The sequence below is a fragment of the Defluviimonas aquaemixtae genome, from assembly GCF_900302475.1.
In the GTDB taxonomy this organism is placed as follows: domain Bacteria; phylum Pseudomonadota; class Alphaproteobacteria; order Rhodobacterales; family Rhodobacteraceae; genus Albidovulum; species Albidovulum aquaemixtae.
This window is the reverse complement of record NZ_OMOQ01000001.1, coordinates 1453644-1476394: the sequence shown is the minus strand read 5'-3', so window position 1 is coordinate 1476394 and position 22751 is coordinate 1453644. Positions and strand designations below refer to the sequence as shown.

Sequence of the window (22751 nt, the reverse complement as noted above, 5' to 3'; positions counted from 1 at the left end):
TGCGCCCTGCGCTACTCCTCCTCGCCCTGTTCCGCGATCCGCGCCACCGACACGACTTCTTCGCCGCGGCCGGTATCGAAGACTTTCACGCCGCCCGCCGAACGCGAGCGGAAGCTGATCCCTTCGACCGGGCAGCGGATCGACTGGCCGGTGGAGGTCGCCAGCATGATCTGATCGTCCGGCTCGACCGGGAACGATGCCACGAGCGGGCCGCCGCGCATTGCTTTGTCCATGGCCATCACGCCCTGACCGCCTCGCCCGCGCACCGGGTAATCATGCGAGGAAGAGATCTTGCCCGCGCCCTTGGCCGAGATCGTCAGGATCAGATCCTCGGCCGCCGACATCTCGGCGTAGCGTTCGGTCGAAAGCTGACCCTCGGCCACCGCCTCCTCGTCCTCATCGGCCTCGACCTCCTCGTCGATCGCGCCCGCCATCAGGCGGCGCTGCTTGAGATAGGCCGCGCGCTCCTCGGGCGTCGCCGCGAAGTGTCGGATGACCGACATCGACACGACGTGATCCTTCGTCGCAAGGCGGATGCCCCGGACTCCGGTGGAATCGCGTCCCTTGAAGACGCGCACCTCTGTTGTCGGGAAGCGGATCGCGCGGCCCATCGCGGTCACGAGCATGACGTCGTCGCTCTCGTCGCAGATGCGCGCGTTCACGAGGCTCACGCCCTCGGGCAGCTTCATCGCGATCTTGCCGTTGGACTTCACGTTGGTGAAATCCGAAAGCGCGTTGCGGCGCACGTCGCCGGCCGAAGTCGCGAAGAAGATCTGAAGGCTCTCCCACTCCTCCTCGGGTGCGTCGACCGGCATGATCGCGGCGATCGACACTCCGGTCGGGATCGGCAGGATGTTGACGATTGCCTTGCCCTTGGCCGTGCGTCCGCCCAAGGGCAATCGCCAGGTCTTCAGCTTGTAGACAATCCCGTCCGTCGTGAAGAACAGAAGCTGGGTATGTGTGTTGGCGACGAAGAGCGTCGTGACGACGTCGTCCTCTTTCGTGGCCATGCCCGAAAGCCCCTTGCCGCCCCTGCGCTGCGCGCGGAAGTCGGCGAGCGGCGTGCGTTTGATGTAGCCGCCCGACGTGATCGTCACGACCATGTCCTCGCGCTCGATCAGATCCTCGTCGTCCATATCGCCGGCCCAGTCGACGATCTCGGTGCGCCGCTGGACGGCAAACTGCTCCTTCACTTCTTTCAGCTCGTCCGAGATGATCGCCATGATCCGCTCTCGGCTCCCGAGGATGTCGAGGTAGTCGCGGATCTTGCCGGCGAGCTCCTGCAGCTCATCCGTGACCTCCTTCACGCCGATCGCAGTCAGGCGCTGCAGTCGCAGGTCGAGGATCGCGCGGGCCTGGGTCTCGGAGAGATTGTAGCTCCCGTCCTCGTTTATCGTGTGGGTCGGGTCGTCGATCAGCTTGATGTAGTCGGCGATGTCCGAAGCCGGCCAGCGCCGCGTCATCAACCTCTCGCGCGCCTCGGCTGGGTCAGCCGACGACCGGATGGTCTGCACCACCTCATCGACGTTCGACACCGCCACGGCGAGGCCGCAGAGAATATGGCTGCGCTCCCGCGCCTTGCGGAGCTCGAACGCCGTGCGCCGGGCGACGACCTCCTCGCGGAAGGTGATGAAGTGGGCAAGGAAATCTCGCAAGGTCAGTGTCTCTGGCCGCCCGCCGTTCAAGGCAAGCATGTTGCAGCCGAACGAGGTCTGCATCGGCGTGAACCGGAACAGCTGGTTCAGCACCACTTCGGGCGTCGCGTCGCGCTTCAGCTCGACGACGACGCGCACGCCGACGCGGTCGCTTTCGTCCTGGACATGCGCGATGCCCTCTATTCGCTTCTCGCGCGCCATCTCGGCGATCTTCTCGATCATCGTGGCCTTGTTCACCTGGTAAGGGATTTCATCCAGCACGATCGCGTAGCGGTCCTTGCGGATCTCCTCGACGCGGGTCTTCGAGCGGATGATGACCGAGCCGCGCCCTTCCAGATACGCTTTTCGCGCGCCCGACCGGCCAAGAATGATGCCACCCGTCGGAAAATCCGGCGCCGGGATGATCTCCATCAGCGCTTCCGTCGAGAGGTCCGGGTTCTCGATCAGCGCGAGCGTCCCGTCGATCACTTCGCCCAGGTTATGCGGCGGGATGTTCGTGGCCATGCCGACCGCGATCCCGCCTGCGCCGTTGACGAGCATGTTGGGGAAGCGCGCCGGCAGGACCGTCGGCTCCTTGTCCTTGCCGTCGTAGTTGTCCTGGAAGTTGACTGTGTCCTTCTCGATGTCCGCCAGCAGGGCGGCCGCCGGCTTGTCCATCCGAACCTCGGTGTAGCGCATGGCCGCGGCGTTGTCGCCGTCCATCGAGCCGAAGTTGCCCTGGCCGTCGAGCAAGGGCAGCGACATCGAGAAGTCCTGCGCCATCCGGACGAGCGCGTCATAGATCGCCGCATCGCCATGCGGGTGATATTTCCCCATCACGTCGCCCACCGGGCGGGCCGACTTGCGGTAGGGCTTGTCGTGCCCGTTCCCGGTTTCGTGCATCGCGTAGAGAATGCGCCGGTGAACCGGCTTCAGCCCGTCGCGCAGGTCGGGGATCGCCCGGCTGACGATCACGCTCATCGCGTAGTCGAGATAGGCGGTCTTCATCTCCTCCGCGATGTCGACCGTGGGCCCGTCATAGGCTGGGCGCGGAGGCAATTCGCCTTCGTTATCAGGGATTTCCGGGGTGTCGGTCAAGGATGCTCGCCCTCTGGTCATTGGCCCCGCGAAAGGGCTAGATGTTGTTGGGCGTGACTATACTCCATGCCATACATGGGGTGCAATGCCGGCCATCCTCATCGGCATTCCTGATAACAAAATGATAACACATTGTTTTCATTGTCGTTAACCGCGACTCGCGTATCATGGATGTCGGAAGGCACTGACGGAGGCAGCCATGCGCGCAAGCGGAGAGCAGGCCGAAACGGAGCTTATGCTGAAGGGCTACGGGCTCACGACGGCAGAACTTTACTACCGGATGCCGGATTACAGGCACGTCCTGAACAGCTTCATCTGGCAGGAATACGACCTGGCGCCGGACTATCCCGAACTCTTCAGATTCATCGAATTCTGGCAGGAGGAAATCGAGGGGCCCTTGCACTCGGTCCGCTTCTGTCACCGAAAACTGATCGCCCCCGGCGAATGGCGGAATGTCGTGGGCGAGTTCCGGCTGCACTGAAGTCGACCGTACCGCAGGCGTACAGTAGCCGTACGGCCCCTGTCGGTTTTCCGTCCCGACATCTGTCGGGACGAAAGCTTGCCGCACACACCCGACAGGGGTGCGACTCGGACATGATTGACCGGTGCCGGAGAACCCCTCTCGCCGTCAATGCGGTCATCAACCTCGTCCTCGGCTTCTGCCTGCTGGCGCTGCCCGGACCGGCGACCCGGGTCGTCGGCCTGCCGCCGACCGACGGTCACTTCTATGTCTCGGTTCTGGTCCCGGTGCTCCTCGGGATCGGCATCGCGCTCTTGTCCGAGCTGCGGGACAGTGGCGGGGTATCGGTCTCGCCCGAGCGCTCACCATCAACGTCGTCGGCGCGGCCACGGTGCTTGTCTGGCCCCTGTTCGATCCGTTCGACATGGCGCCCTTCGGTTACGTGGTCCTCTGGTCGGCGGCACTTATCGTTCTGGGACCCGCTCTCGTCGAGCTTTTCGCCCTAGTCCACCGCCATTGAACCCGCCGCGCCGTCGCCGCATGATGCGCGCGGATTCGAGAGCGGGAGGCAAGATGAAAGCGCGTGTCAAATGGGCCGAGGACCGCACCTTCGTGGGTGAGATCGAAGCCGGCCACAAGATCGCCTTCGGCACCGCACATGGCGACAAGCCGAAACCGGGGCCGAGCCCGATGGAGCTCGTGCTGATCGGGACTGGGGGCTGTTCGGCCTATGACGTCGTTTCGATCCTCGAAAAGGGCAGGCAGTCGGTGGAGGACTGCGCGGTCGAGCTCGACGCCGACCGGGCCGAGACCGACCCCAAGGTCTTCACCCGCATCCACATGCATTTCATCGTCAAGGGCAGGGGGCTCGATCCGAAGAAGGTCGAGCGGGCGATCAACCTGTCGGTCGAGAAATACTGCTCGGCCTCGGCGATGATGGCGAAGACGGCCGAGCTGACGCACGGGTTCGAGGTGGTGGAGGTGGGGCCCAGACCGTGAAACTGCTTGCTGGGCGCGACGTCAGTTCGCCGCCTTCGCGTTTTCGTCGGTCAGCGCCTGTTGAACCGCGGAATCGCCCCTCGGAAATGCGTCGAAAAACACCCGCGATGGGACCGTAACTGGCTTTGACCAGACGACTTCGTCTGACTCGGGGCCGCGATAGAGCGTATATTCATCGACGAGCCGCCAGGTTACCCAAAGCGTGTCTTCTTGCAGCGCATTCGGAAAGCTCACCGTTATTGTATCGCTTTCCGAACCGGCGGATTTTTCCGACGATCCTTTACGCGTTTGATCGGTCTTCTCAAAAGACGCACTCAACGTGTGAGAGGCCGACACCTCGCCCACGTTGGGAACTGCCGCCTTGCCTTGAATCGTTCCCGAGTATCCGGCACGGAATGCGATGGTCGACGTCTGTTCGTCGAAACGACTCTTTTCGAAACTCGTCGAGACCGAGCGGACCTTGGCGATTGTTGAATTCGCGCGAATATGTGTATAGGCGTCGTTAGGCAGTTCCCAATAGCGCCGCCGTTCCAGCCGGTAAAACGGCACGTCTCGGTTTTGCAGAACGAGGTTCTGATAGGACGGGTCGTCTACAAGCGCTGCGGGCAAGAATTCAGTGCTGATCAGTTCCGATTGTGTTTTCTGGACGGCGGGGGGCTGAGCCGACGTCAGTCCCGGCGGCGGCGCAATCTCCGCGTCGGTTCGTTGCGTTGGTTCGGGCGGTATCTTGCAGGTGCCTTCAACCGGAACAAACTTGAACTTCTGTTCGTCGCCTGCCGTCGGACCCCACCGCAGTACATTGCCGTCGGAGCCGACGGCGACCCGCTCGCCTTTGGTTGGTTCAACGAGGCTTACCCAATCGCCATCGGGGTCGACAAACTGAAAGATCTGCGTCGTGTCGTCCCTCGACCAACGGACGATGTTCCCGTTGGTGCCGACGCCCATATATTCTCCGTTGGAGACAGTGACGATGCGATACCCGGAATCCTCCGCGTGAAGAACCCATCTTTGAGTGTTTGAATTTGGATCGCCGTCCGGCCAGTGTGACCATCGAAGTACGTTGCCGTTCGACCCCACTGACACGTATTCTTCACTTCGCTTGATCTGTATTCGAAACTCGCAGCCCTTTGAGATGTTGTCTGTAATCGAGCGAGGAGTCTGATCAGCGGTTACTTGAGCGAAACCGGAAGTGGCGCTCAGATGTGTGACGAGAACGGGGATGATAAAACGCATCATGGCTTTCTCCAGCAGATAAGTGCGTAAATAACAGCTTGGAACTGATGCTGATTGGTCGACGGTGTGTTGATAAATGTAACACAATGTACGTGAATTCTGTAGCGCCGCCTCCGGTTCCGTAGGCATTGAACTCGCCGCCACCAAATGAGAAAAATTTGGTCTAGGGGTTGCCGGCACACCCCGGCAAGCGCATGAACGCACACCAAACGGGTCAGCATCACCGCGCGAAACGGTTAAGTTCAAACTAATGCAAAACCCAAACCCACACGATTTTAATTGCCTGAGCTAAAACTCACGCCTGAGATTTCACCCCGCCCGGGCCTGCCGCTTCCGCTCGTGCGGGTCGAGGAAGCGCTTCCTCAGCCGCACGATCTTCGGCGTGACCTCGACCAGTTCATCGTCCTGAACGTAGGCGATGGCCTCTTCGAGGCTCATCCGAACGGGCGGGGTCAGGCGGACCGCCTCGTCGGTGCCCGAGGCGCGGACGTTGGTCAGTTTCTTGCCCTTCAGGGGGTTCACCTCTAGGTCGTTGTCACGGGAATGTTCGCCGATGATCATGCCCTCGTAGACCTGCTCCTGCGCGCCGATGAAGAGCTTGCCGCGATCTTCGAGGTTCCAGAGCGCGTAGGCGACGCTGACGCCGTTCTCCATTGAGATCAGAACGCCGACATGCCGCCCCTCGATCGGGCCCTTGTGCGGCGCCCAGCCGTGGAAGACGCGGTTGAGGACGCCGGTGCCGCGGGTGTCGGTCAGGAACTGGCCGTGATAGCCGATGAGCCCGCGCGAGGGGACGTGGGCGATGAGCCTGGTCTTGCCGGCTCCGGCAGGCTTCATCTCGACGAGGTCGCCCTTGCGCTGGCCGGTCAGCTTCTCGATGACGGTGCCCGAGAACTCGTCGTCGACATCGACGATGACCTCTTCGATGGGTTCCAGCCGCTGACTGTTCTCCTCGCGGAAAATGACGCGCGGGCGGGAGATCGAAAGCTCGAACCCCTCGCGGCGCATGTTCTCGATCAGGACGCCCATCTGCAACTCGCCCCGGCCCGAGACGACGAAGGCCTCGCCGCCCGGCGTGTCCTCGATCTTGATGGCGACGTTCGACTCGGCCTCCTTCATAAGCCGCTCGCGGATGACGCGGCTTTGCACCTTGGTGCCGTCGCGGCCGGCGAGCGGCGAGTCGTTGATGCCGAAGGTGACCGAGATCGTCGGCGGGTCGATCGGCTGGGCGGGCAGCGGCACGTCGATAGCCGGATCGCAGAGCGTGTCCGCGACGGTAGCCTTCGACATCCCCGCGACGGTGACGATGTCGCCCGCCTGCGCTTCGTCGATGGGCTGCTGGGCGAGGCCGCGGAAGGCGAGGATCTTTGTCGCGCGGAACTGCTCAATCCGCTCGCCCTTGCGCGACAGCGCCTTGACCTGGTCGCCGACCCTCAGCCGCCCGCTTTCGACGCGGCCGGTGAGAATGCGGCCTATGAAGGGGTCGGCGGAGAGCGTCGTTGCGAGCATCCGGAACGGCTTTTCCGCGTCCGCGATCTGGCGCGGGGCGGGCACGTGGCGGACGATCAGGTCGAAGAGCGCCGCAAGGTCCTTGCGCGGCCCGTCCAGTTCCGCATCCGCCCAGCCCGCGCGGCCGGAGGCATAAAGGTGCGGAAAGTCGAGCTGGTCGTCGTCCGCACCGAGATTGGCGAAGAGGTCGAAGACCTCGTTGAGCGCCCGGTCGGGCTCGGCATCGGGCTTGTCGACCTTGTTGAGGACGACGATAGGCCTGAGGCCGAGGGCGAGCGCCTTCGAGGTCACGAACTTCGTCTGCGGCATGGGGCCTTCGGCGGCATCGACCAATAGCACGACGCCGTCGACCATGCTCAGGATGCGCTCCACCTCGCCGCCGAAATCGGCGTGGCCGGGCGTGTCGACGATGTTGATCCGCGTGCCCTGCCATTCTACCGAGGTCGCCTTGGCGAGGATCGTGATCCCGCGCTCACGCTCGATGTCGTTCGAATCCATCGCACGTTCGGAGACCTGCTGGTTCTCCCGGAACGCGCCGGACTGCTTGAGGAGCTCGTCCACCAGGGTCGTCTTGCCGTGGTCGACATGCGCGATGATCGCGATGTTGCGAAGGTCCATTGGTCTGCCTTTACTCGGGTTGCGCGGCCCTTACCGCGCAATCCGCCCAAAGGCCAGCCCCGATTGGTTCAACCGTGGGTCGCCGAGCCCGAGAAGAGGTGGATGATGAGGATGCCGCCGAGGATGAGCGCGAGACCCAGGAGCGCGGGCAGGTCGAGCCGCTGGCCGAAGACGGCGAAGCCGATCAGCGCGATGAGCACGATGCCGAGCCCAGACCAGATCGCGTAGGCGATGCCGACGGGTATGTATTTGAGCGCGAGACCGAGCAGGAAGAAGGCAACGCCGTAGGCGATGACCACAAGGATCGAGGGGCCAAGGCGGGTGAACTGCTGGCTGGCCTGAAGCGCGGTCGTGCCAATGGTTTCGGCGGCGACCGCGAAGAATAGGTAGACGTAGTGCATGGGCATGGCGCGACTCCTTTGCTCCGCTCTAGACGTGCCGAACACCGGACGCAATCGGTGGAGCCGGAGCGGGGCCAGATGCTTTGCGTCCGCGCGCGGATGTGATCCGGCCGGTCTTGGAACCCGCGCGATCGGGGCTCATGATGCGGGCATGTTCACGCGCCGCGCCTTTTCCGCCTGTCTCTCCGGCAGCCTTGCCGCACCGTTCGTTTCGTCCGCTTCAGCCCAGCCCGCGGTTGGAGTCATGGAAGTTGCCGAGTCTTTGTCGCAGCTGCATTCGATCCAGGTGCGGCGCGGCGACGATCTGGTCATTGCCGAAGCGCCGCGCGGGCCTGGGCTGAATCGAGCGGCGAACATCAAGTCCTGCGCGAAAAGCATCGTCGCCCTCTTGCTCGGCGCGGCTATCGAGCGCACCGAGATCACCGACGTGACGACGCGTCTCGGCACGGTCGCGCCTGCGCTCATCCCGGCGGATGCGACGGAAGGTGTTGCCGACATCACGATGGAAGACCTCGTGACGCTCCGTGCGGGGCTCGAGCGGACCTCGGGGTCGAACTACGGCGCCTGGGTCAGTTCCCGCGACTGGATCGCCTATGTGCTGACCCGGCCAATGGTCGCCCAGCCTGGCGGCCGGATGCTCTATTCCACCGGCTCGAGCCATCTGCTGGGCGCGGCGCTCGCCGTGGCCTCGGGGCAGAGCCTCTTGACGCAGGCGCGCGAACGACTGGGCGATCCCATGGGGTTCGACATCCCGCCCTGGACGCGCGATCCGCGAGGCTATTACATGGGCGGTAACGAGATGGCGTTAAGCCCGGCCGCGATGCTGAAGCTCGCGGTGATGCTGCGCGACGGCGGGCGGTTCGACGGGCGGGCGGTGATCCCGGATTCGTGGATCCGCGCCTCGCTCGTGCCGCGCGCACGGTCACCGTTTTCCGGCTTGCGCTATGGATACGGCTGGTTTCTGTCGCGCTCGGGCTACGCGCTGGCGCGCGGCTACGGCGGTCAGATCATCGCGGCGCATGCCGCGCGGGGCCTCGCGGTCACGATCACCTCGGATCCGACCGAACCGGCGCGGTCGGGCGGGTATTTCGGCGACCTGATGCGATTGCTCGACGGACCGGTTCTGGCCATGGCGTGAGGCACGGAGAATCTCAGGCTTGCCGTGTCGGGTATCGAGGGCGCAACACGATGGTGCAATGCCACTTGCGCCCGTTACGAGCCCGCGCCGTGGTCATTCCACACCGATATCCCCTTTGGCCGCAGCAATGACGAAGGGCCGGATCGCTCCGGCCCTTCGCTTTGACGGTCACGCCGCCTTGTTGAGATATTCGTCGATCTTTTCGAGGAAGCCCATCGTCGTCAGCCATTTCTGGTCCGGACCGACGAGCAGCGCGAGGTCCTTGGTCATGAAGCCGTCCTCCACCGCCTGCACGGTGACCTTTTCCAGAGTCTCGGCGAATTTCGCGAGTTCCGCATTGCCGTCGAGCTTGGCGCGGTGCTTCAGGCCGCCGGTCCAGGCGTAGATCGAGGCGATGGAGTTCGTGGACGTCTCCTTGCCAGCCTGGTGCTGGCGGTAGTGGCGGGTGACGGTGCCGTGGGCGGCCTCGGCCTCGACTGTCTTGCCGTCGGGCGTCATCAGCACCGAGGTCATGAGGCCCAAGGAGCCGAAGCCCTGCGCCACGGTGTCGGACTGCACGTCGCCGTCGTAGTTCTTGCAGGCCCAGACATAGCCGCCCGACCACTTCAGCGCCGAGGCGACCATGTCGTCGATCAGGCGGTGCTCATAGGTGATGCCCTTCTTCTTGAACTCGGCTTCGAACTCCTCCTCGTAGACCTTCTGGAAGAGGTCCTTGAAGCGGCCGTCATAGGCCTTGAGGATCGTGTTCTTGGTCGAAAGGTAGACCGGCCAGCCAAGGTTCAGGCCGTAGTTCATCGAGGCGCGGGCGAAGTCGATGATCGAGGCGTCGAGATTGTACATCGCCATAGTGACACCGGCGCCGGGGGCGTCGAAGACCTCTTTCTCAATGACCTTGCCATCCTCGCCGGTGAACTTGATCGTCAGCTTCCCCTTGCCGGGGAACAGGAAGTCGGTGGCGCGGTACTGATCGCCGAAGGCGTGACGGCCGACGACGATGGGCTGGGTCCAGCCGGGCACGAGGCGGGGTACGTTCTGGCAGATGATCGGCTGGCGGAAGATCACGCCGCCGAGGATGTTGCGGATCGTGCCGTTCGGCGACCGCCACATCTGCTTCAATCCGAACTCCTCGACGCGCTGTTCGTCCGGCGTGATCGTCGCGCATTTCACACCGACGCCGTGTTTCTTGATCGCGTTGGCCGCGTCGATGGTGATCTGGTCGTTCGTGCGGTCGCGCTCCTCGATCCCGAGGTCGTAGTATTTCAGGTCAACGTCGAGATAGGGCAGAATGAGCTTCTTCTTGATGAAGTCCCAGATGATCCGGGTCATCTCGTCGCCGTCCAGCTCGACAATAGGGTTGGCTACCTTGATCTTCGACATTGTCCTCTCCGTTCCGGGTGACTCGTTGGCGGCGTCATAGCGGAATTCCGGGGGCGGGGAAAGATAGTATGCGACAGTATACAATACCGACCCGCTTACATCCGTCCGGACTTTGGATAGGATGCGGACATGCGACCATGGCCCCTTCTCTGCGCGCTTGTGCTTTTGCCCCCGGCCATCCCGGAGCCGGCCGCTGCGCAGGGCATCGGCTTGCCCGGACTGCCGATCGGGATGGTGCCGGTCAGGCGCGACCTCTGGGTCGACAGCGCCGCCAGCCAGAACGACCTGGCAGCCATTCGAAGGCGCATCGCGGCTGCCGAGCAGGCGGTGGGTCTGACGTTCGGGCGGCTCGGCGCAGCGCCGGTCTGGCAGGTCTGTGTGACGCCCACCTGCGACAAGCGCAACGGCATGACGACGCGGGCGATGACGCTGGGCGGGCTCGTCATCACGGTCTCGTCGAGGGCCGTGGCGGATGCAAAGACCTATGTCCACGAACGCGTCCATGCCGAGCTGCATCGTGCCGAGGGCTTCGCGGGGCGCCGCAAGAACGCTCTGCCGAACTGGTTCGACGAAGGCATGGCAACGGTGATCTCCGGCTCCGTCGGCTATCCGGCGCGTCGGAGCGAATGCAGAGCCTACGCCAATTGGAAGCTGCCGCCGACGCGGGCGGCGTTCACCGCGCTTTCCAAACAGAACGGGCAGGGCGCGGGGCCGGTCTACAAGGCCTCGGCCTGCGCGGTGCTGGCCTGGCTCGCCCAGGGGCGCACGCCCGTCGACGCTGTCAGGCTTCTAAGACGCGGGCGGTCGCTGCCCTGACGGTCTGCCGGAGCCGCGCCGCTCGCTCAGCCCTGAGCGGCCTTGGCCGCCGCCTTGGCTCTGGCGATGCGCGTGTTCAGAAGCTGGCGCGCCTTGGCCTCGGCGCGCTGTGCGCGGACCGCGGCCATGAACGCCTCCTGCAGTGCCGACGACGAGGCTTCGATGATCTTGTTGATGTCGGTGACAAGCGCCTCGTCACCTGTCTCATCGACGGCTTTCAGCACGTCTGCGGCAAGCGCGATCCCGAGCTCTTCGGTCGTGGGCATGGCTCTAGCGCGTCTGTTCGCCGAGGCGGCGGCGAACGTATTCCTGCACGGTCGTGATCATGGGGGCCATCTGGTCCTCCTCGTTCTCGAAGAAGTGGCCCGCGCCCTCGACCTCTTCGTGCGTGATCGTGATGCCCTTCTGCTCGCGAAGCTTCGCGACGAGCGAGGCCGTGTCCTTGGGCGGCGCCACGCGGTCGGCGGTGCCGTTGATGATTAGGCCCGAGGAGGGGCAGGGCGCGAGGAAGGAGAAGTCGTACATGTTGGCGGGCGGCGACACGCTTATGAAGCCGGTGATCTCGGGCCGGCGCATGAGTAGCTGCATCCCGATCCACGCACCGAAGGAAAAACCCGCGACCCAGCAATGCTTGGAGTTCGGATTCATCGCCTGGAGATAGTCGAGCGCGGAGGCCGCGTCGGACAACTCACCTACGCCCTGGTCGTATTCGCCCTGGCTGCGCCCGACGCCGCGGAAGTTGAAGCGCAGGACCGTAAATCCGAGTTCGTGGAACGCGTAGTGCAGCCGGTGCACGACACGGTTGTTCATTGTGCCGCCGAACTGCGGATGCGGATGCAGGATGATCGCGATCGGTGCGTCGGGCTGCTTCTGGGGATGGTAGCGGCCTTCGAGCCGGCCTTCAGGGCCGGCAAAGATAACTTCGGGCATCGCCTGTCTACTCTCTCGCGGGGGGACCCGGTCGCGTCAATTGTGGCAAAGCCATTCTTGACGATTTTACTCGGGCACCCTAGAATTGTTCTAAATACCGGCGTGGGCCGGTGACCGGGTGGCAAGGAATTAAGCAGCCTGCCGCCCGGCGTCAATGTCTTTGCGGGGTTAAGGCCCATGAAACTCTCGACGAAGGGACGATATGCCATGGTGGCGCTGGCCGATCTCGCGACCGCGGGCGCGGATGGGCTGACGACGCTTGCCGAGATTTCCGAGCGCCAGGACATCTCGCTGCCCTATCTCGAGCAGCTCTTCGTGAAACTCCGTCGCGGCGGGCTGGTGGAATCGGTGCGGGGGCCCGGCGGCGGATACCGGCTGGCGCGGAGGGCCGCCGACATCCGGGTAAGCGAGGTGCTGGAGGCCGTGGAGGAGACGGTGAACGCGCTTCACACCGGCGCGGGCGCAACCGGCGGCGTTTCTGGCAGCCGCGCCCAGTCGATGACCAACCGGCTGTGGGAGGGGCTCTCGGCGCATGTCTATGTGTTTCTGCATCAGACGCGGCTGTCGGATGTGATCAACAACGAGCTGAAGCCCTGTCCGGCGGTGCCGGCGCTGTTCCAGGTGGTGGACGAAGAACATGTGTAATCCGATTGCGGCGCGTTCCGCGCCACGCCTTTCGTCTCGCCTCCGCCTAGCGGCTCCGGCTCGGAGCGCCTCCGGCGGGAGTATTTCAGGACAGAAAGTGAGGGTGCGCGCGTGACGGAGCGGGTCTATCTCGACTGGAATGCTACCGCGCCCCTGAGGCCGGAGGCGCGGGCCGCCGTCGTCGCCGCGATGGATGCGGTGGGCAACCCGTCCTCGGTCCATGCCGAGGGGCGGGCGGCGCGCGCGATCGTCGAGCGGGCACGGGATCAGGTCGCCGCCCTTCTGGGCTGCCGGCCGGGCGAGGTGGTCTTCACCTCGGGCGCGACGGAAGCTGCGGGAATGCTTGAGATGGTACCCGAGGGACATGACGTCTATGTCCAGGACACCGCGCATGACTGCCTGATGGCGCATGTCAGGATGGGTGGCGCGGCCGAAGGCGGTCATACGCTCGCCTGGGGGCTCGCCAATGGCGAGACCGGAGTGATCGCCGAACCGCCCGGAAAGGCCGAGGATGGCTATCCGTTCGGGGCGCGGCGCGCGGACTGGCTTCTGCTGGACGTCGCGCAGGCCGCAGGCCGCATTCCGTTCGCGTTTTCCTGGAGCGGCGCGGATCTCGCCATCGTATCGGCCCACAAGCTGGGCGGGCCGAAAGGCGTGGGCGCGCTGATCGTGCGCGACGGGCTCGACATCGCACCGCTCCAGACCGGCGGGGGACAGGAGAAGGGTCGTCGCTCGGGCACAGAGAACGTGGCGGGCATCGCGGGCTTTGGCGCGGCGGCAGAGGCTGCGCTCCGCGATCTCGACGCCGGCGTCTGGGCCGGTGTCGCCGAATTGCGAGACGGGCTCGAGGCGCGGATCGCGGCGGCGGCGCCCGAAACGATCTTTGTCGGGCGGGGCGCGCCGCGCCTGCCCAACACGTCCTGCCTCTTGACACGGGGCTGGAAGGGCGAGACGCAGGTCATGCAGATGGACCTCGCGGGGTTCGCCGTCTCGGCCGGGTCGGCCTGTTCGTCGGGCAAGGTCCGCACGAGCCGCGTGCTGAGCGCGATGGGATATGACGATGCCGCGGCCGGTTCGGCGATCCGGGTGTCGCTGGGACCGACGACGCGGCAAGAGGAAATTGACGGCTTCGCATCCGCGTGGATCGAAGCGGAGGCGCGGTTCCGCGCCAGAGCCGCCTGAGGAGGCGAATGCAAGCAATGGAAAAAACGGATGAAAAGACGATGACGCCGGAAAGCGACCAGGCCGTTGCCGATGTGGACGTCCGTGAAGGCGTCGACCGCGAGACGGTCGAGACCGTTCAGAACATGGGCGCCTACAAGTATGGCTGGGAAACCGAGATCGAGATGGAATTCGCGCCCAAGGGCGTGACCGAGGACATCGTCCGCCTGATCTCGGAGAAGAACGGCGAACCGGAGTGGATGACCGAGTGGCGGCTTCATGCCTTCCGCCGCTGGCAGCAGATGGAGGAGCCCAACTGGGCGATGGTTCATTATCCGCCGATCGATTACCAGTCGCAGTACTACTACGCCAAGCCGAAGAGCATGACCGAGAAGCCGAAGTCGCTCGACGAGGTCGATCCGAAGCTTCTGGCGACTTACGAAAAGCTCGGCATCCCGTTGAAAGAACAGATGATCCTGGCGGGCGTCGAGGGTGCGGACGAGGCCCCGGCGGATGCGCGCCGGGTGGCGGTGGATGCGGTTTTCGACTCGGTGTCGCTCGGAACGACGTTCAAGGACGAACTTGCAAAGGCGGGCGTGATCTTTTGCTCGATCTCCGAGGCGATCCGGGAGCATCCCGAACTGGTGAAGAAGTATCTGGGTTCGGTCGTGCCGCAGTCGGACAATTTCTTCGCGACGCTGAATTCGGCGGTCTTCTCGGACGGGTCATTCGTCTATATCCCGCCGAACACACGCTGCCCGATGGAGTTGTCCACCTATTTCCGCATCAACGCGGAGAATACGGGCCAGTTCGAGCGGACGCTGATCATCGCCGACAAGGGATCGTACGTCAGCTACCTGGAAGGCTGCACGGCGCCGAAGCGCGACGTAGCGCAGTTGCATGCGGCCGTGGTGGAGATCGTCATTCTGGAAGACGCCGAGGTGAAGTATTCGACCGTTCAGAACTGGTTCCCCGGCGACGAGGAAGGCAAGGGCGGCATCTACAACTTCGTCACCAAGCGCGCCGATTGCCGCGGCGACCGGGCGAAGGTCATGTGGACGCAGGTCGAGACCGGTTCGGCGATCACCTGGAAGTATCCCTCCTGTATCCTCAGGGGCGACGACAGCCAGGGCGAGTTCTACTCGATCGCCATCGCCAACAATTTCCAGCAGGCCGATACCGGGACCAAGATGCACCACCTTGGCAAGAACACCCGCTCGCGCATTGTTTCCAAAGGGATTTCCGCCGGGAGGGCGCAGAACACGTATCGCGGCCTGGTGTCGATGCACCCAAAGGCGAAGAACAGCCGCAACTACACCCAGTGCGACTCGCTGCTTATCGGCGACACGTGCGGGGCGCATACGGTGCCGTACATCGAGGTGAAGAACAATTCGTCCCGGGTCGAGCATGAGGCCACGACCTCTAAGGTCGACGACGACCAGCTCTTCTACTGCCGCTCGCGCGGCATGGACGAGGAGGAGGCGGTCGCGCTCGTCGTCAACGGCTTCTGCCGTGAGGTGTTGCAGGCGCTGCCGATGGAGTTCGCGATGGAGGCGCAAAGCCTCGTGGCGATCTCGCTCGAAGGGAGTGTGGGGTGATGAAACCGGTCGTCCTTCTCATCGGCAAGCTTCCAGGCATCGTCGGCCATCTCGCCGACGAGCTCGAGGATCTGCAGATTCGCTGGCTCGGCGCGCATGATCACGGCGAAGTCGTGCGCCAGCTCGAATCCGAGCCGAAGATCGCTTGCGTGATCATGGGGGCGGGGCTGGACGACAATATCCGGGGCGATCTGATCGGTGTCATCGCGGCAATCCGGCCCGATGTGACGATTCATCTCAAGGACCGGGCCTCTGGGCCCACGGGCATGGCGCCCTTCGTCCGGCGTGTGGTCGGCGCAATGATCCTGAACGAGGTGTGAGGAATCCCGCGATGATCGTGACGACAACGCCCTCGGTCGAGGGACGCCAGATCAGCCGGTACCACGGCATCGTCACCGGCGAGGCAATCCTGGGCGCCAACATATTCCGCGATCTTTTCGCCGGAATCCGCGACATCGTGGGCGGCCGTTCGGCGGCCTACGAGCAGGAGCTTGGCCGTGCGCGCGAGACGGCGCTCACCGAGATGCGCGAACGGGCCGAAGCGATGGGCGCGAACGCCATCGTGGGGGTCGATCTCGACTACGAGGTGATCAACAACATGCTGATGGTATCGGCGTCGGGCACGGCTGTGACGATCTGATGAGACACGACAGAGGTGCAATAGCTCCAGGCCGCGCGCCAGAGCCCTCATTGCGGCGGAAACAGGGCGTTTCCGTCGCGGAAAGCCCTCTTTTCCGATCCGAATTCCGCCGCAAACTGCCGACAAATTGCTGCCCGGAGTGGAAGGAATCGGGGCTTGAACATGGCCGCACTGGTCAATCAGAAATCTGCATTCACCGAACGCATCAAGCGTATCGAGTCGGGCAAGCAGTACGAACATGTCGACGTGATCGGGCACAGCACACAGAAGCGGTACGAACGCGCCTTCGGCACAAAACACCAGAGAAAGCAGCAGCGCCCCAAGCGCACGCTCTTCGAAAAGGTGATGGTGCTGATTGCCTTCCTCTGCGGCATGAGCTCGGTACTGATCGGTCGGCTGGCCTACTTCCACATGTCGAAGCTGGAGGGCCTGCCGGACGCCTTCTACGATCTGGGCGCGCGCGGCATGGTGCTGTTCGCCTTCGTGCTCGCCGCAATACTGCTGGTAATCTTCCATCTGTCCACGCGCTCGCGGTTTCCCGCGCTTCTCGTCGGCTGCGTCGTGATGCATTACGGCGAAGCAGCCGTGGCCTCGAACGCTCCCGAAGTCTGGTCACAATTCTTCTCGGCGGAATACACCGCGCTCATGGCCGAAAAGGGCCAAGACTACCGGATCACACCCGCCGGCTGACCTTCATCCCATTCCGTGACAACGCGGCCCGGGCTTTGCGCTCGCCGGCCGCAGATTGCATTTGAGAGAGGCAAAATGCTCGAAATCAAGAACCTGCATGTCAAACTTGAAGAAGAAGACAAGGCGATCCTCAAGGGCGTCGACCTGAAGGTCGAGGCCGGTTCGGTCCATGCGATCATGGGGCCGAACGGGTCGGGCAAGTCCACCTTGTCCTACGTCCTGTCCGGCCGTGACGGCTACGAGGTGACCGCCGGCGACGCGACGCTAGACGACGAGGACCTTCTGGAAATGGACCCGGAGGAGCGCGCGGCCGCTGGACTGTTCCTCGCCTTCCAGTACCCGGTCGAAATCCCGGGGGTGGGCAACATGACGTTCCTCAGGACCGCGCTCAACGCGCAGCGCAAGGCGCGCGGCGAGGAGGAGATCGGCGCGGGCGAGTTTCTCAAGCTCGTGCGCGAGAAGGCCAAGACCCTGCACATCGACGCCGAGATGCTGAAGCGGCCCGTGAACGTGGGCTTTTCGGGCGGCGAGAAGAAGCGCAACGAGATCCTGCAGATGGCGGTGCTGGAGCCGCGCATGTGCGTGCTGGACGAAACCGATTCCGGTCTCGACGTCGATGCGATGAAGCTCGTGGCCGAGGGCGTCAACGCGCTGCGCGACAAGGGCCGGGCCTTTCTCGTCATCACGCATTACCAGCGGCTGCTCGACCACATCACGCCGGATGTGGTCCATATCATGGTCGATGGCCGGATCGTAAAATCCGGCGGGCCGGAGCTTGCCCTGGAGGTCGAGAAAAACGGCTACGCCGACATCCTGGCGGAGATGGCCTGATGGCAGCACCTGCAAAAAAGGACCCACGGCGCGCGGCGGCGACCGAGGCACTTCTGGACGCCCTCAACCTGCCGGTGGGTGGCTTCACGGCTCAGGCACGGTCGCGCGCGCGCGCTCGGCTCGAAGAGATGGGGCTCCCGACGCGGCGCGACGAATACTGGAAATGGACCGACCCGACGTCACTCATCACGGCGGAGGCGCCGAATGCGGCGGTGTTCGAGAGCGATGAACCGCCCGTCTTCGGCGCGATCGACTGCTTGAAACTCGTCTTCGTCGACGGCGTATTCGATGCGACCGCCTCGGACGACGCATCGCTCGCCGGCGTGGAGATTGCGCTTCTGTCCGAAGCGGGCAGGGCGGACATCCACTGGGCGCAGGAGCTTTACGGCATGCTCGAGGCGCGGGGCCAGTCTCCGGTCGTCCGGCCGCTTGCCGCGTTGAACACCGCCGCGGCAACGGATGGAGTCCTGATCCGGGCGTCGGGCAAGGCCGCCAAGCCGGTCCACCTGATCTACCGCCATGCCTCTGACAGTTCGGATGCGGTCCTGCATCACTGCGTGAAAGTCGAGGCCGGGGCGGAGCTGACGCTGCTGGAAAGCGGCCCGGCGGCGGCACGGCTTAACAACGTACTCGAGGTCGATATCGCTGATGGCGGGCGCTTTCACCACGTCCGGACGCAGGGGCGCGACCACGAACGCCGCGCGGTGACACACACATTCGCGCGCGTCGGCGATGCCGCTCTCTTCAAGTCCTTCACCGCAACCGTGAACGGTCAGTTGACGCGCAACGAATGCGTGATCGAGATCGCTGGCGACAACGCCGTCGCCCACGTCGCGGGCGTCGCGCTTGGCGATGGCAGCTACGGCAAGTTCCATCATGACGACACGGTCTTCGTCACCCATGACGCGGTGGACTGCGAAAGCCGGCAGGTCTTCAAGAAGGTCCTGAAGAACGGCGCGACCGGCGTTTTCCAGGGCAAGATCCTCGTTAGACCGGACGCCCAGAAGACCGACGGCTACCAGATCAGCCAGTCGCTGCTTCTCGACGAGGACAGCCAGTTTCTGGCCAAGCCGGAACTGGAGATCTATGCCGACGACGTGAAATGTTCGCACGGCTCCACGACCGGTGCGATCGACGAGACGGCCCTGTTCTACCTGCGCTCTCGCGGGATCGCCAAGGAGGATGCGACGGCGCTTCTAATCCTGTCGTTCCTCGCCGATGCGATCGAGGAAATCGAGGATGAGGCGATCGCGGCCGAGATCGTTTCGCGGCTGGAAGGCTGGGTTCAGCGCAGGAAGGGCTGATGGCGGTCACCGACGATATCGTCGCCACTTATCGGCGGCCAAGGCATGTGCTCAGGCGGCTACTTGCCGCCGAGGCCCACGAGGCGCGGCCGCTCGCCTATCTCATCGCGGCGTTGATCGTGGTCTACATCGCGCAGTGGCCGGCCCTGTCGCGCGCCGACGTGCTGGCCGGGCCGGACAGTCCCGTGCCCTTCACCCAGCGGATGGTGGCCGCCTTCCTCGGAGTCTTCGCGCTTCTGCCGGCCTTCTACCTTGTCGCCGCCCTCAGCCACATCGCGGCGCGCATCCTTGGCGGGCAGGGCAGCTTCTATGCCGCGCGGCTCGCGCTTTTCTGGGCCTTCCTGGCGGTCACGCCACTCATGCTGCTGCGCGGGCTCGTCGCGGGACTTACCGGCGCGGGTCCGGCCCTGACCGCGACCGGGAGCCTCGCGCTTGCCGCTTTCCTGTGGTTCTGGCTCTCGGGCCTCGCCGCCGCCGAATGGGGAGAAACACGATGACGGCCGGACTCAGCCCCCTGTTCGCAGACCTCGTCCGGCAGACGATCCGCAACCCGCAAGGCGCGGCCCGGCGGCTGATCGCCCTCGACCCACCGATGGAGGCACGCTGGATCGGGCTATTCCTGGTCACGATCCTCGCGCTCCTGATCACCCGGGTCGCAATTCTCACGATGCCCACCGGGACCGAACCGCAGTTCTTTGCGATGCTGGCCCATCCCTGGCTCGGCATACCGCTCCAGGCGGGGTCGATGGTCGTCATGGCCGCGGGGATCGCGGGCGGCGGTCGTATTTTCGGCGGCACCGGTCGCTTCGCCGACGCGCTTTTGCTGGTCGTATGGCTGCAGGTGATGCTGACGCTGCTGCAGGCAGTTCAGTTCTTTGCGCTCTTGATCCTGCCGCCGCTCGGCGCACTCATCGCTTTCGCGGCGATCGGCGTGTTTCTCTGGTTCCTCGTTCACTTCACCGCCGCGCTGCACGACTTCACCAACCTGCCGCTCGTTTTCTTCGGGCTGCTCGTCGGATTCGTCACGCTTGTCGTCGCCCTTGCCGTCCTGCTCATGCTGCTCGGGGTTTCCCCGCCGGTGGAGGCTGTCTGATATGTACGACGTCCAAACGGTCCGCACCGACTTCCCGATTCTTTCACGCGAGGTGAACGGCAAGCCGCTCGTCTATCTCGACAACGGCGCGTCAGCCCAGAAGCCGCGCGTGGTGATCGACGCGATGACTCATGCCTACGAGATGGAATACGCCAACGTCCATCGCGGGCTTCACTACCTGTCGACCGTCGCGACCGAGAAGTACGAGGCCGTGCGAGGCATCGTCGCGCGGTTCCTGAACGCGCCCGATCCCGAAGAGGTCGTCTTCACGACGGGCACCACCGAGGGGATCAACCTCGTCTCGTACGGTTGGGCGGCTCCACGGATGGAGGCGGGCGATGAAATCGTGCTGAGCGTTCTGGAGCATCACGCAAACATCGTTCCCTGGCACTTCCTGCGCGAGCGGCAGGGTGTGATCCTGAAATGGGTGGAACCCGATCCCGATGGCGCCCTCGACCCGGAGAAGGTGATCGCCGCGATCGGACCCCGGACGAAACTCGTCGCCGTCACGCAGATGTCGAACGTCACCGGCACCATGGTCGATGTAGCGGCGATTTGCCGGGGAGCGAAGGAAAGAGGTGTCCCGGTCCTCGTCGACGGCTCTCAGGGCGCGGTGCACAGCAAGATCTCGATTCCCGATATCGGCTGCGACTTCTACGCGATCACCGGGCACAAGCTCTATGGCCCGTCGGGCTCGGGAGCTATCTGGATCGCGAAGGAGCGGATGGCGGAGATGCGCCCCTTCCTCGGCGGCGGCGATATGATCCGCGACGTCTACCGCGACGCCGTGACCTATAACGACCCGCCTATGAAGTTCGAGGCGGGCACGCCCGGCATCGTCCAGCAGATCGGAATGGGCGTGGCGCTGGAATATCTCATGGGGCTCGGGATGGAGAACATCGCCGCCCACGAGGCGGGGCTCAGAGACTATGCGTCCGGCCGGTTCAAAGGGCTGAACTGGCTGAACCTTCAAGGCACCGCGGTCGGCAAGGGGGCAATATTCTCGTTCACGCTGGAAGGCCCCGCGCATGCCCACGACATCTCGACAGTGCTCGACAAGAAGGGGGTCGCGGTCCGCGCGGGTACCCACTGCGCGATGCCGCTTCTGGAGTTCTTCGGCGTCACCGCGACCTGCCGAGCGTCCTTTGGCCTCTACAACACCAAGGCCGAAGTCGACGCGCTCGTCGAGGCGCTGGAATTGTGCCGCGAACTCTTCGCGTAGCGCGTTGACCCGGTGGAAAACCGATTGCGAGAGCATGGCCTTTGCCCTATAGCTCGCCCCGACGCACCCGTAGCTCAGCTGGATAGAGCGCTGCCCTCCGAAGGCAGAGGCCAGAGGTTCGAATCCTCTCGGGTGCGCCAAAATCTGCCAATAATCACTGGTATTTAGCGCTCAGCTTGGGTTTGAGCGCGTTGTGCTGTATGCTGTTTGGGACAATTTTGGGACACTCGGGTGGTTATCCGGCATGGCGTCCATCACCAAACGCGCAAACGGCCAGTGGCAGGTGAAGATTCGCCGCAAGGGCTGGCCTGCGCGCTCCGGCACCTTCAAAACCAAAAAACTGGCCGAAGACTGGGCGCACCGTATCGAGAGCGAAATGGCCGCCGGTCACTTCGTCGATCGCACGCCAAGCCAGCGCACCACGTTTGGCGAACTGATCGGGCTCTATCTTCGCGACGTAACCGACAAGCGCCCAGGTGAAGGCTCGCGCATCGCCGAGCGCTCGCGGCTTGAGCGCTTCCTGCGCGAGGAAGGCGAGTTGTGCGCCTATGCGGTGGCCAATCTGACCCCCGAGCATTTCGAGGCCTATCGCGACCGCCGTCTTGCCCACACCAATCGCAGCGGCAAGCCCCTGTCCGCAGGTACGGTCAAACGGGAACTGACCCTGCTCAAACGCGTGATCGATTATCGCAAGCGTCGCCTTGGACTGCTCATCAATCCACTGAACACTGACGACGTGGCGCGGCCCGCCGTCAATGACGAGCGCGATGTCAGGCTGACCCGTGAAGAGATAGCACGTCTACTCGAAGCCTGCGGTGAAGTCCGAAATCCCTGGCTGCGCCCGTTCGTCGAACTCGGTTTTGAAACCGGCGGACGGCGGGGCAGCCTTCTGAGCCTTGAATGGAAGGACGTTGATCTTGCCGGGCGCAAGCTGATTTTCCGCGGCGTGAAGAATAGCCGCAATCCGGACAAGGTGATTGATCACACTGTGCCGCTTTCGCCGCGCGCGATCGCAGTGCTGCAGTCAATGCCCCGCAGTGTAGATGGACGCGTCTTTCCGATGACTCCGAACGCCTTTCGGCAGGCTTTCAACCGCGCGCGTAAGAAGGCGGGGCTGGAGCATTTCCGCTTTCACGATACGCGCCACGAGCGCGTGTCTTCGCTGTTCGAGGCGGGCTGGTCGGATACTACCGTTATGACGCTGAGCGGCCACAAAGACCCGAAAAGCCTGAAGCGCTATGCCAATCTACGCCCCGACCATCTGGCTGATGAACTTGCGAAGTTGGAAAAAAGGAAGCTGAAAGATAACCTGAGAAGCGACGAGTCGGGTTCAGAAGGCAAAAAGCGTTAGCTC

The 22751-nt window shown here is 63.9% G+C and carries 24 protein-coding genes and 1 tRNA gene; 18 read left to right on the top strand and 7 right to left on the bottom strand.

All coding sequences use genetic code 11. The features are described 5' to 3' along the window. Positions 1–11 precede the first annotated feature (11 nt). Positions 12–2732 carry a DNA gyrase subunit A gene (gyrA, locus tag DEA8626_RS07295; protein ID WP_181366379.1) on the bottom strand — a complete coding sequence of 907 codons (2721 nt, stop codon included), beginning with the start codon at positions 2730–2732 and terminating at the stop codon, positions 12–14. 199 nt (positions 2733–2931) lie between these two features. On the opposite strand from gyrA, the gene DEA8626_RS07290 reads away from it, so the two are divergent. From DEA8626_RS07290 to DEA8626_RS07285, 3 genes are all read left to right on the top strand, one after another. Then, positions 2932–3213: an usg protein gene (locus DEA8626_RS07290; RefSeq protein ID WP_108852343.1), complete on the top strand. Its 282-nt coding sequence runs from the start codon at positions 2932–2934 to the stop codon at positions 3211–3213. 370 nt (positions 3214–3583) lie between these two features. Further along, on the top strand, positions 3584–3712 hold the full coding sequence (locus tag DEA8626_RS21575; RefSeq protein WP_281261487.1) for a hypothetical protein: 129 nt from the start codon (positions 3584–3586) through the stop codon (positions 3710–3712). A 53-nt stretch (positions 3713–3765) separates the two neighbouring features. Then, positions 3766–4191 (top strand): OsmC family protein, encoded by a 426-nt coding sequence (locus tag DEA8626_RS07285; protein WP_108852342.1) that lies wholly within the window; start codon positions 3766–3768, stop codon positions 4189–4191. Positions 4192–4212: 21 nt separating this feature from the next. Here the strand turns inward: DEA8626_RS07285 and DEA8626_RS07280 are convergent, their stop codons facing one another. The 3 genes from DEA8626_RS07280 to DEA8626_RS07270 form a co-directional block, all read right to left on the bottom strand. Beyond that, on the bottom strand, positions 4213–5427 hold the full coding sequence (locus DEA8626_RS07280; protein ID WP_146188845.1) for an RICIN domain-containing protein: 1215 nt from the start codon (positions 5425–5427) through the stop codon (positions 4213–4215). Positions 5428–5733: 306 nt separating this feature from the next. Then, complete coding sequence (gene typA, locus DEA8626_RS07275) at positions 5734–7551, bottom strand: translational GTPase TypA (RefSeq protein WP_108852340.1); 1818 nt, start codon at positions 7549–7551, stop codon at positions 5734–5736. Between the two features lie 68 nt (positions 7552–7619). Beyond that, positions 7620–7958 carry a DMT family transporter gene (locus tag DEA8626_RS07270; protein WP_281261486.1) on the bottom strand — a complete coding sequence of 113 codons (339 nt, stop codon included), beginning with the start codon at positions 7956–7958 and terminating at the stop codon, positions 7620–7622. A gap of 145 nt (positions 7959–8103) precedes the next feature. Between DEA8626_RS07270 and DEA8626_RS07265 the strand changes: the two genes are divergently transcribed. After that, the gene (locus DEA8626_RS07265; protein WP_108852339.1) at positions 8104–9090 is read left to right on the top strand and encodes a serine hydrolase domain-containing protein; all 987 of its coding nucleotides are present in this window, start codon (positions 8104–8106) and stop codon (positions 9088–9090) included. A 168-nt stretch (positions 9091–9258) separates the two neighbouring features. On the opposite strand, the gene DEA8626_RS07260 is transcribed toward DEA8626_RS07265, so the two are convergent. Next, on the bottom strand, positions 9259–10467 hold the full coding sequence (locus tag DEA8626_RS07260; RefSeq protein WP_108852338.1) for an NADP-dependent isocitrate dehydrogenase: 1209 nt from the start codon (positions 10465–10467) through the stop codon (positions 9259–9261). Positions 10468–10596: 129 nt separating this feature from the next. Between DEA8626_RS07260 and DEA8626_RS07255 the strand changes: the two genes are divergently transcribed. Beyond that, positions 10597–11283, top strand: coding sequence for a hypothetical protein (locus DEA8626_RS07255; protein ID WP_108852337.1), 687 nt, complete (start codon positions 10597–10599; stop codon positions 11281–11283). Between the two features lie 26 nt (positions 11284–11309). Here the strand turns inward: DEA8626_RS07255 and DEA8626_RS07250 are convergent, their stop codons facing one another. Together DEA8626_RS07250 and DEA8626_RS07245 are read right to left on the bottom strand one after the other, a co-directional pair. Next, complete coding sequence (locus DEA8626_RS07250) at positions 11310–11549, bottom strand: hypothetical protein (RefSeq protein ID WP_108852336.1); 240 nt, start codon at positions 11547–11549, stop codon at positions 11310–11312. A gap of 4 nt (positions 11550–11553) precedes the next feature. Next, entirely contained in the window at positions 11554–12213 is a 660-nt protein-coding gene (locus tag DEA8626_RS07245) for an alpha/beta hydrolase (protein WP_108852335.1), read from the bottom strand. A 177-nt stretch (positions 12214–12390) separates the two neighbouring features. Here DEA8626_RS07245 and iscR point away from each other — a divergent pair, with 177 nt between their 5' ends. From iscR to DEA8626_RS07180, 13 genes are all read left to right on the top strand, one after another. Continuing rightward, positions 12391–12858: a Fe-S cluster assembly transcriptional regulator IscR gene (gene iscR / locus DEA8626_RS07240; RefSeq protein ID WP_108852334.1), complete on the top strand. Its 468-nt coding sequence runs from the start codon at positions 12391–12393 to the stop codon at positions 12856–12858. Positions 12859–12969: 111 nt separating this feature from the next. Continuing rightward, complete coding sequence (locus DEA8626_RS07235; protein WP_108852333.1) at positions 12970–14040, top strand: cysteine desulfurase family protein; 1071 nt, start codon at positions 12970–12972, stop codon at positions 14038–14040. A gap of 41 nt (positions 14041–14081) precedes the next feature. Continuing rightward, positions 14082–15617: a Fe-S cluster assembly protein SufB gene (gene sufB / locus DEA8626_RS07230; protein ID WP_108853359.1), complete on the top strand. Its 1536-nt coding sequence runs from the start codon at positions 14082–14084 to the stop codon at positions 15615–15617. Beyond that, on the top strand, positions 15617–15937 hold the full coding sequence (locus DEA8626_RS07225; RefSeq protein WP_108852332.1) for a hypothetical protein: 321 nt from the start codon (positions 15617–15619) through the stop codon (positions 15935–15937). Before sufB ends, DEA8626_RS07225 begins: the two co-directional genes overlap by 1 nt. An 11-nt stretch (positions 15938–15948) precedes the next feature. Continuing rightward, complete coding sequence (locus DEA8626_RS07220) at positions 15949–16257, top strand: heavy metal-binding domain-containing protein (RefSeq protein WP_108852331.1); 309 nt, start codon at positions 15949–15951, stop codon at positions 16255–16257. A 162-nt stretch (positions 16258–16419) separates the two neighbouring features. After that, complete coding sequence (locus tag DEA8626_RS07215) at positions 16420–16947, top strand: hypothetical protein (RefSeq protein WP_108852330.1); 528 nt, start codon at positions 16420–16422, stop codon at positions 16945–16947. Positions 16948–17022: 75 nt separating this feature from the next. Next, positions 17023–17778 carry a Fe-S cluster assembly ATPase SufC gene (gene sufC / locus DEA8626_RS07210; RefSeq protein WP_108852329.1) on the top strand — a complete coding sequence of 252 codons (756 nt, stop codon included), beginning with the start codon at positions 17023–17025 and terminating at the stop codon, positions 17776–17778. Beyond that, positions 17778–19082 carry a SufB/SufD family protein gene (locus DEA8626_RS07205; protein ID WP_108852328.1) on the top strand — a complete coding sequence of 435 codons (1305 nt, stop codon included), beginning with the start codon at positions 17778–17780 and terminating at the stop codon, positions 19080–19082. The genes sufC and DEA8626_RS07205 overlap by 1 nt, the downstream gene beginning before the upstream one ends. Continuing rightward, on the top strand, positions 19082–19579 hold the full coding sequence (locus DEA8626_RS07200) for a YIP1 family protein (RefSeq protein ID WP_108852327.1): 498 nt from the start codon (positions 19082–19084) through the stop codon (positions 19577–19579). Before DEA8626_RS07205 ends, DEA8626_RS07200 begins: the two co-directional genes overlap by 1 nt. After that, the gene (locus DEA8626_RS07195; protein ID WP_181366378.1) at positions 19576–20175 is read left to right on the top strand and encodes a YIP1 family protein; all 600 of its coding nucleotides are present in this window, start codon (positions 19576–19578) and stop codon (positions 20173–20175) included. The genes DEA8626_RS07200 and DEA8626_RS07195 overlap by 4 nt, the downstream gene beginning before the upstream one ends. 1 nt (position 20176) lies before the next feature. Beyond that, entirely contained in the window at positions 20177–21397 is a 1221-nt protein-coding gene (locus DEA8626_RS07190; RefSeq protein WP_108852325.1) for a cysteine desulfurase, read from the top strand. A 63-nt stretch (positions 21398–21460) separates the two neighbouring features. Next, positions 21461–21537, top strand: a tRNA-Arg gene (locus DEA8626_RS07185). A gap of 104 nt (positions 21538–21641) precedes the next feature. Further along, on the top strand, positions 21642–22748 hold the full coding sequence (locus tag DEA8626_RS07180) for a tyrosine-type recombinase/integrase (protein WP_108852324.1): 1107 nt from the start codon (positions 21642–21644) through the stop codon (positions 22746–22748). Positions 22749–22751: the final 3 nt, after the last annotated feature.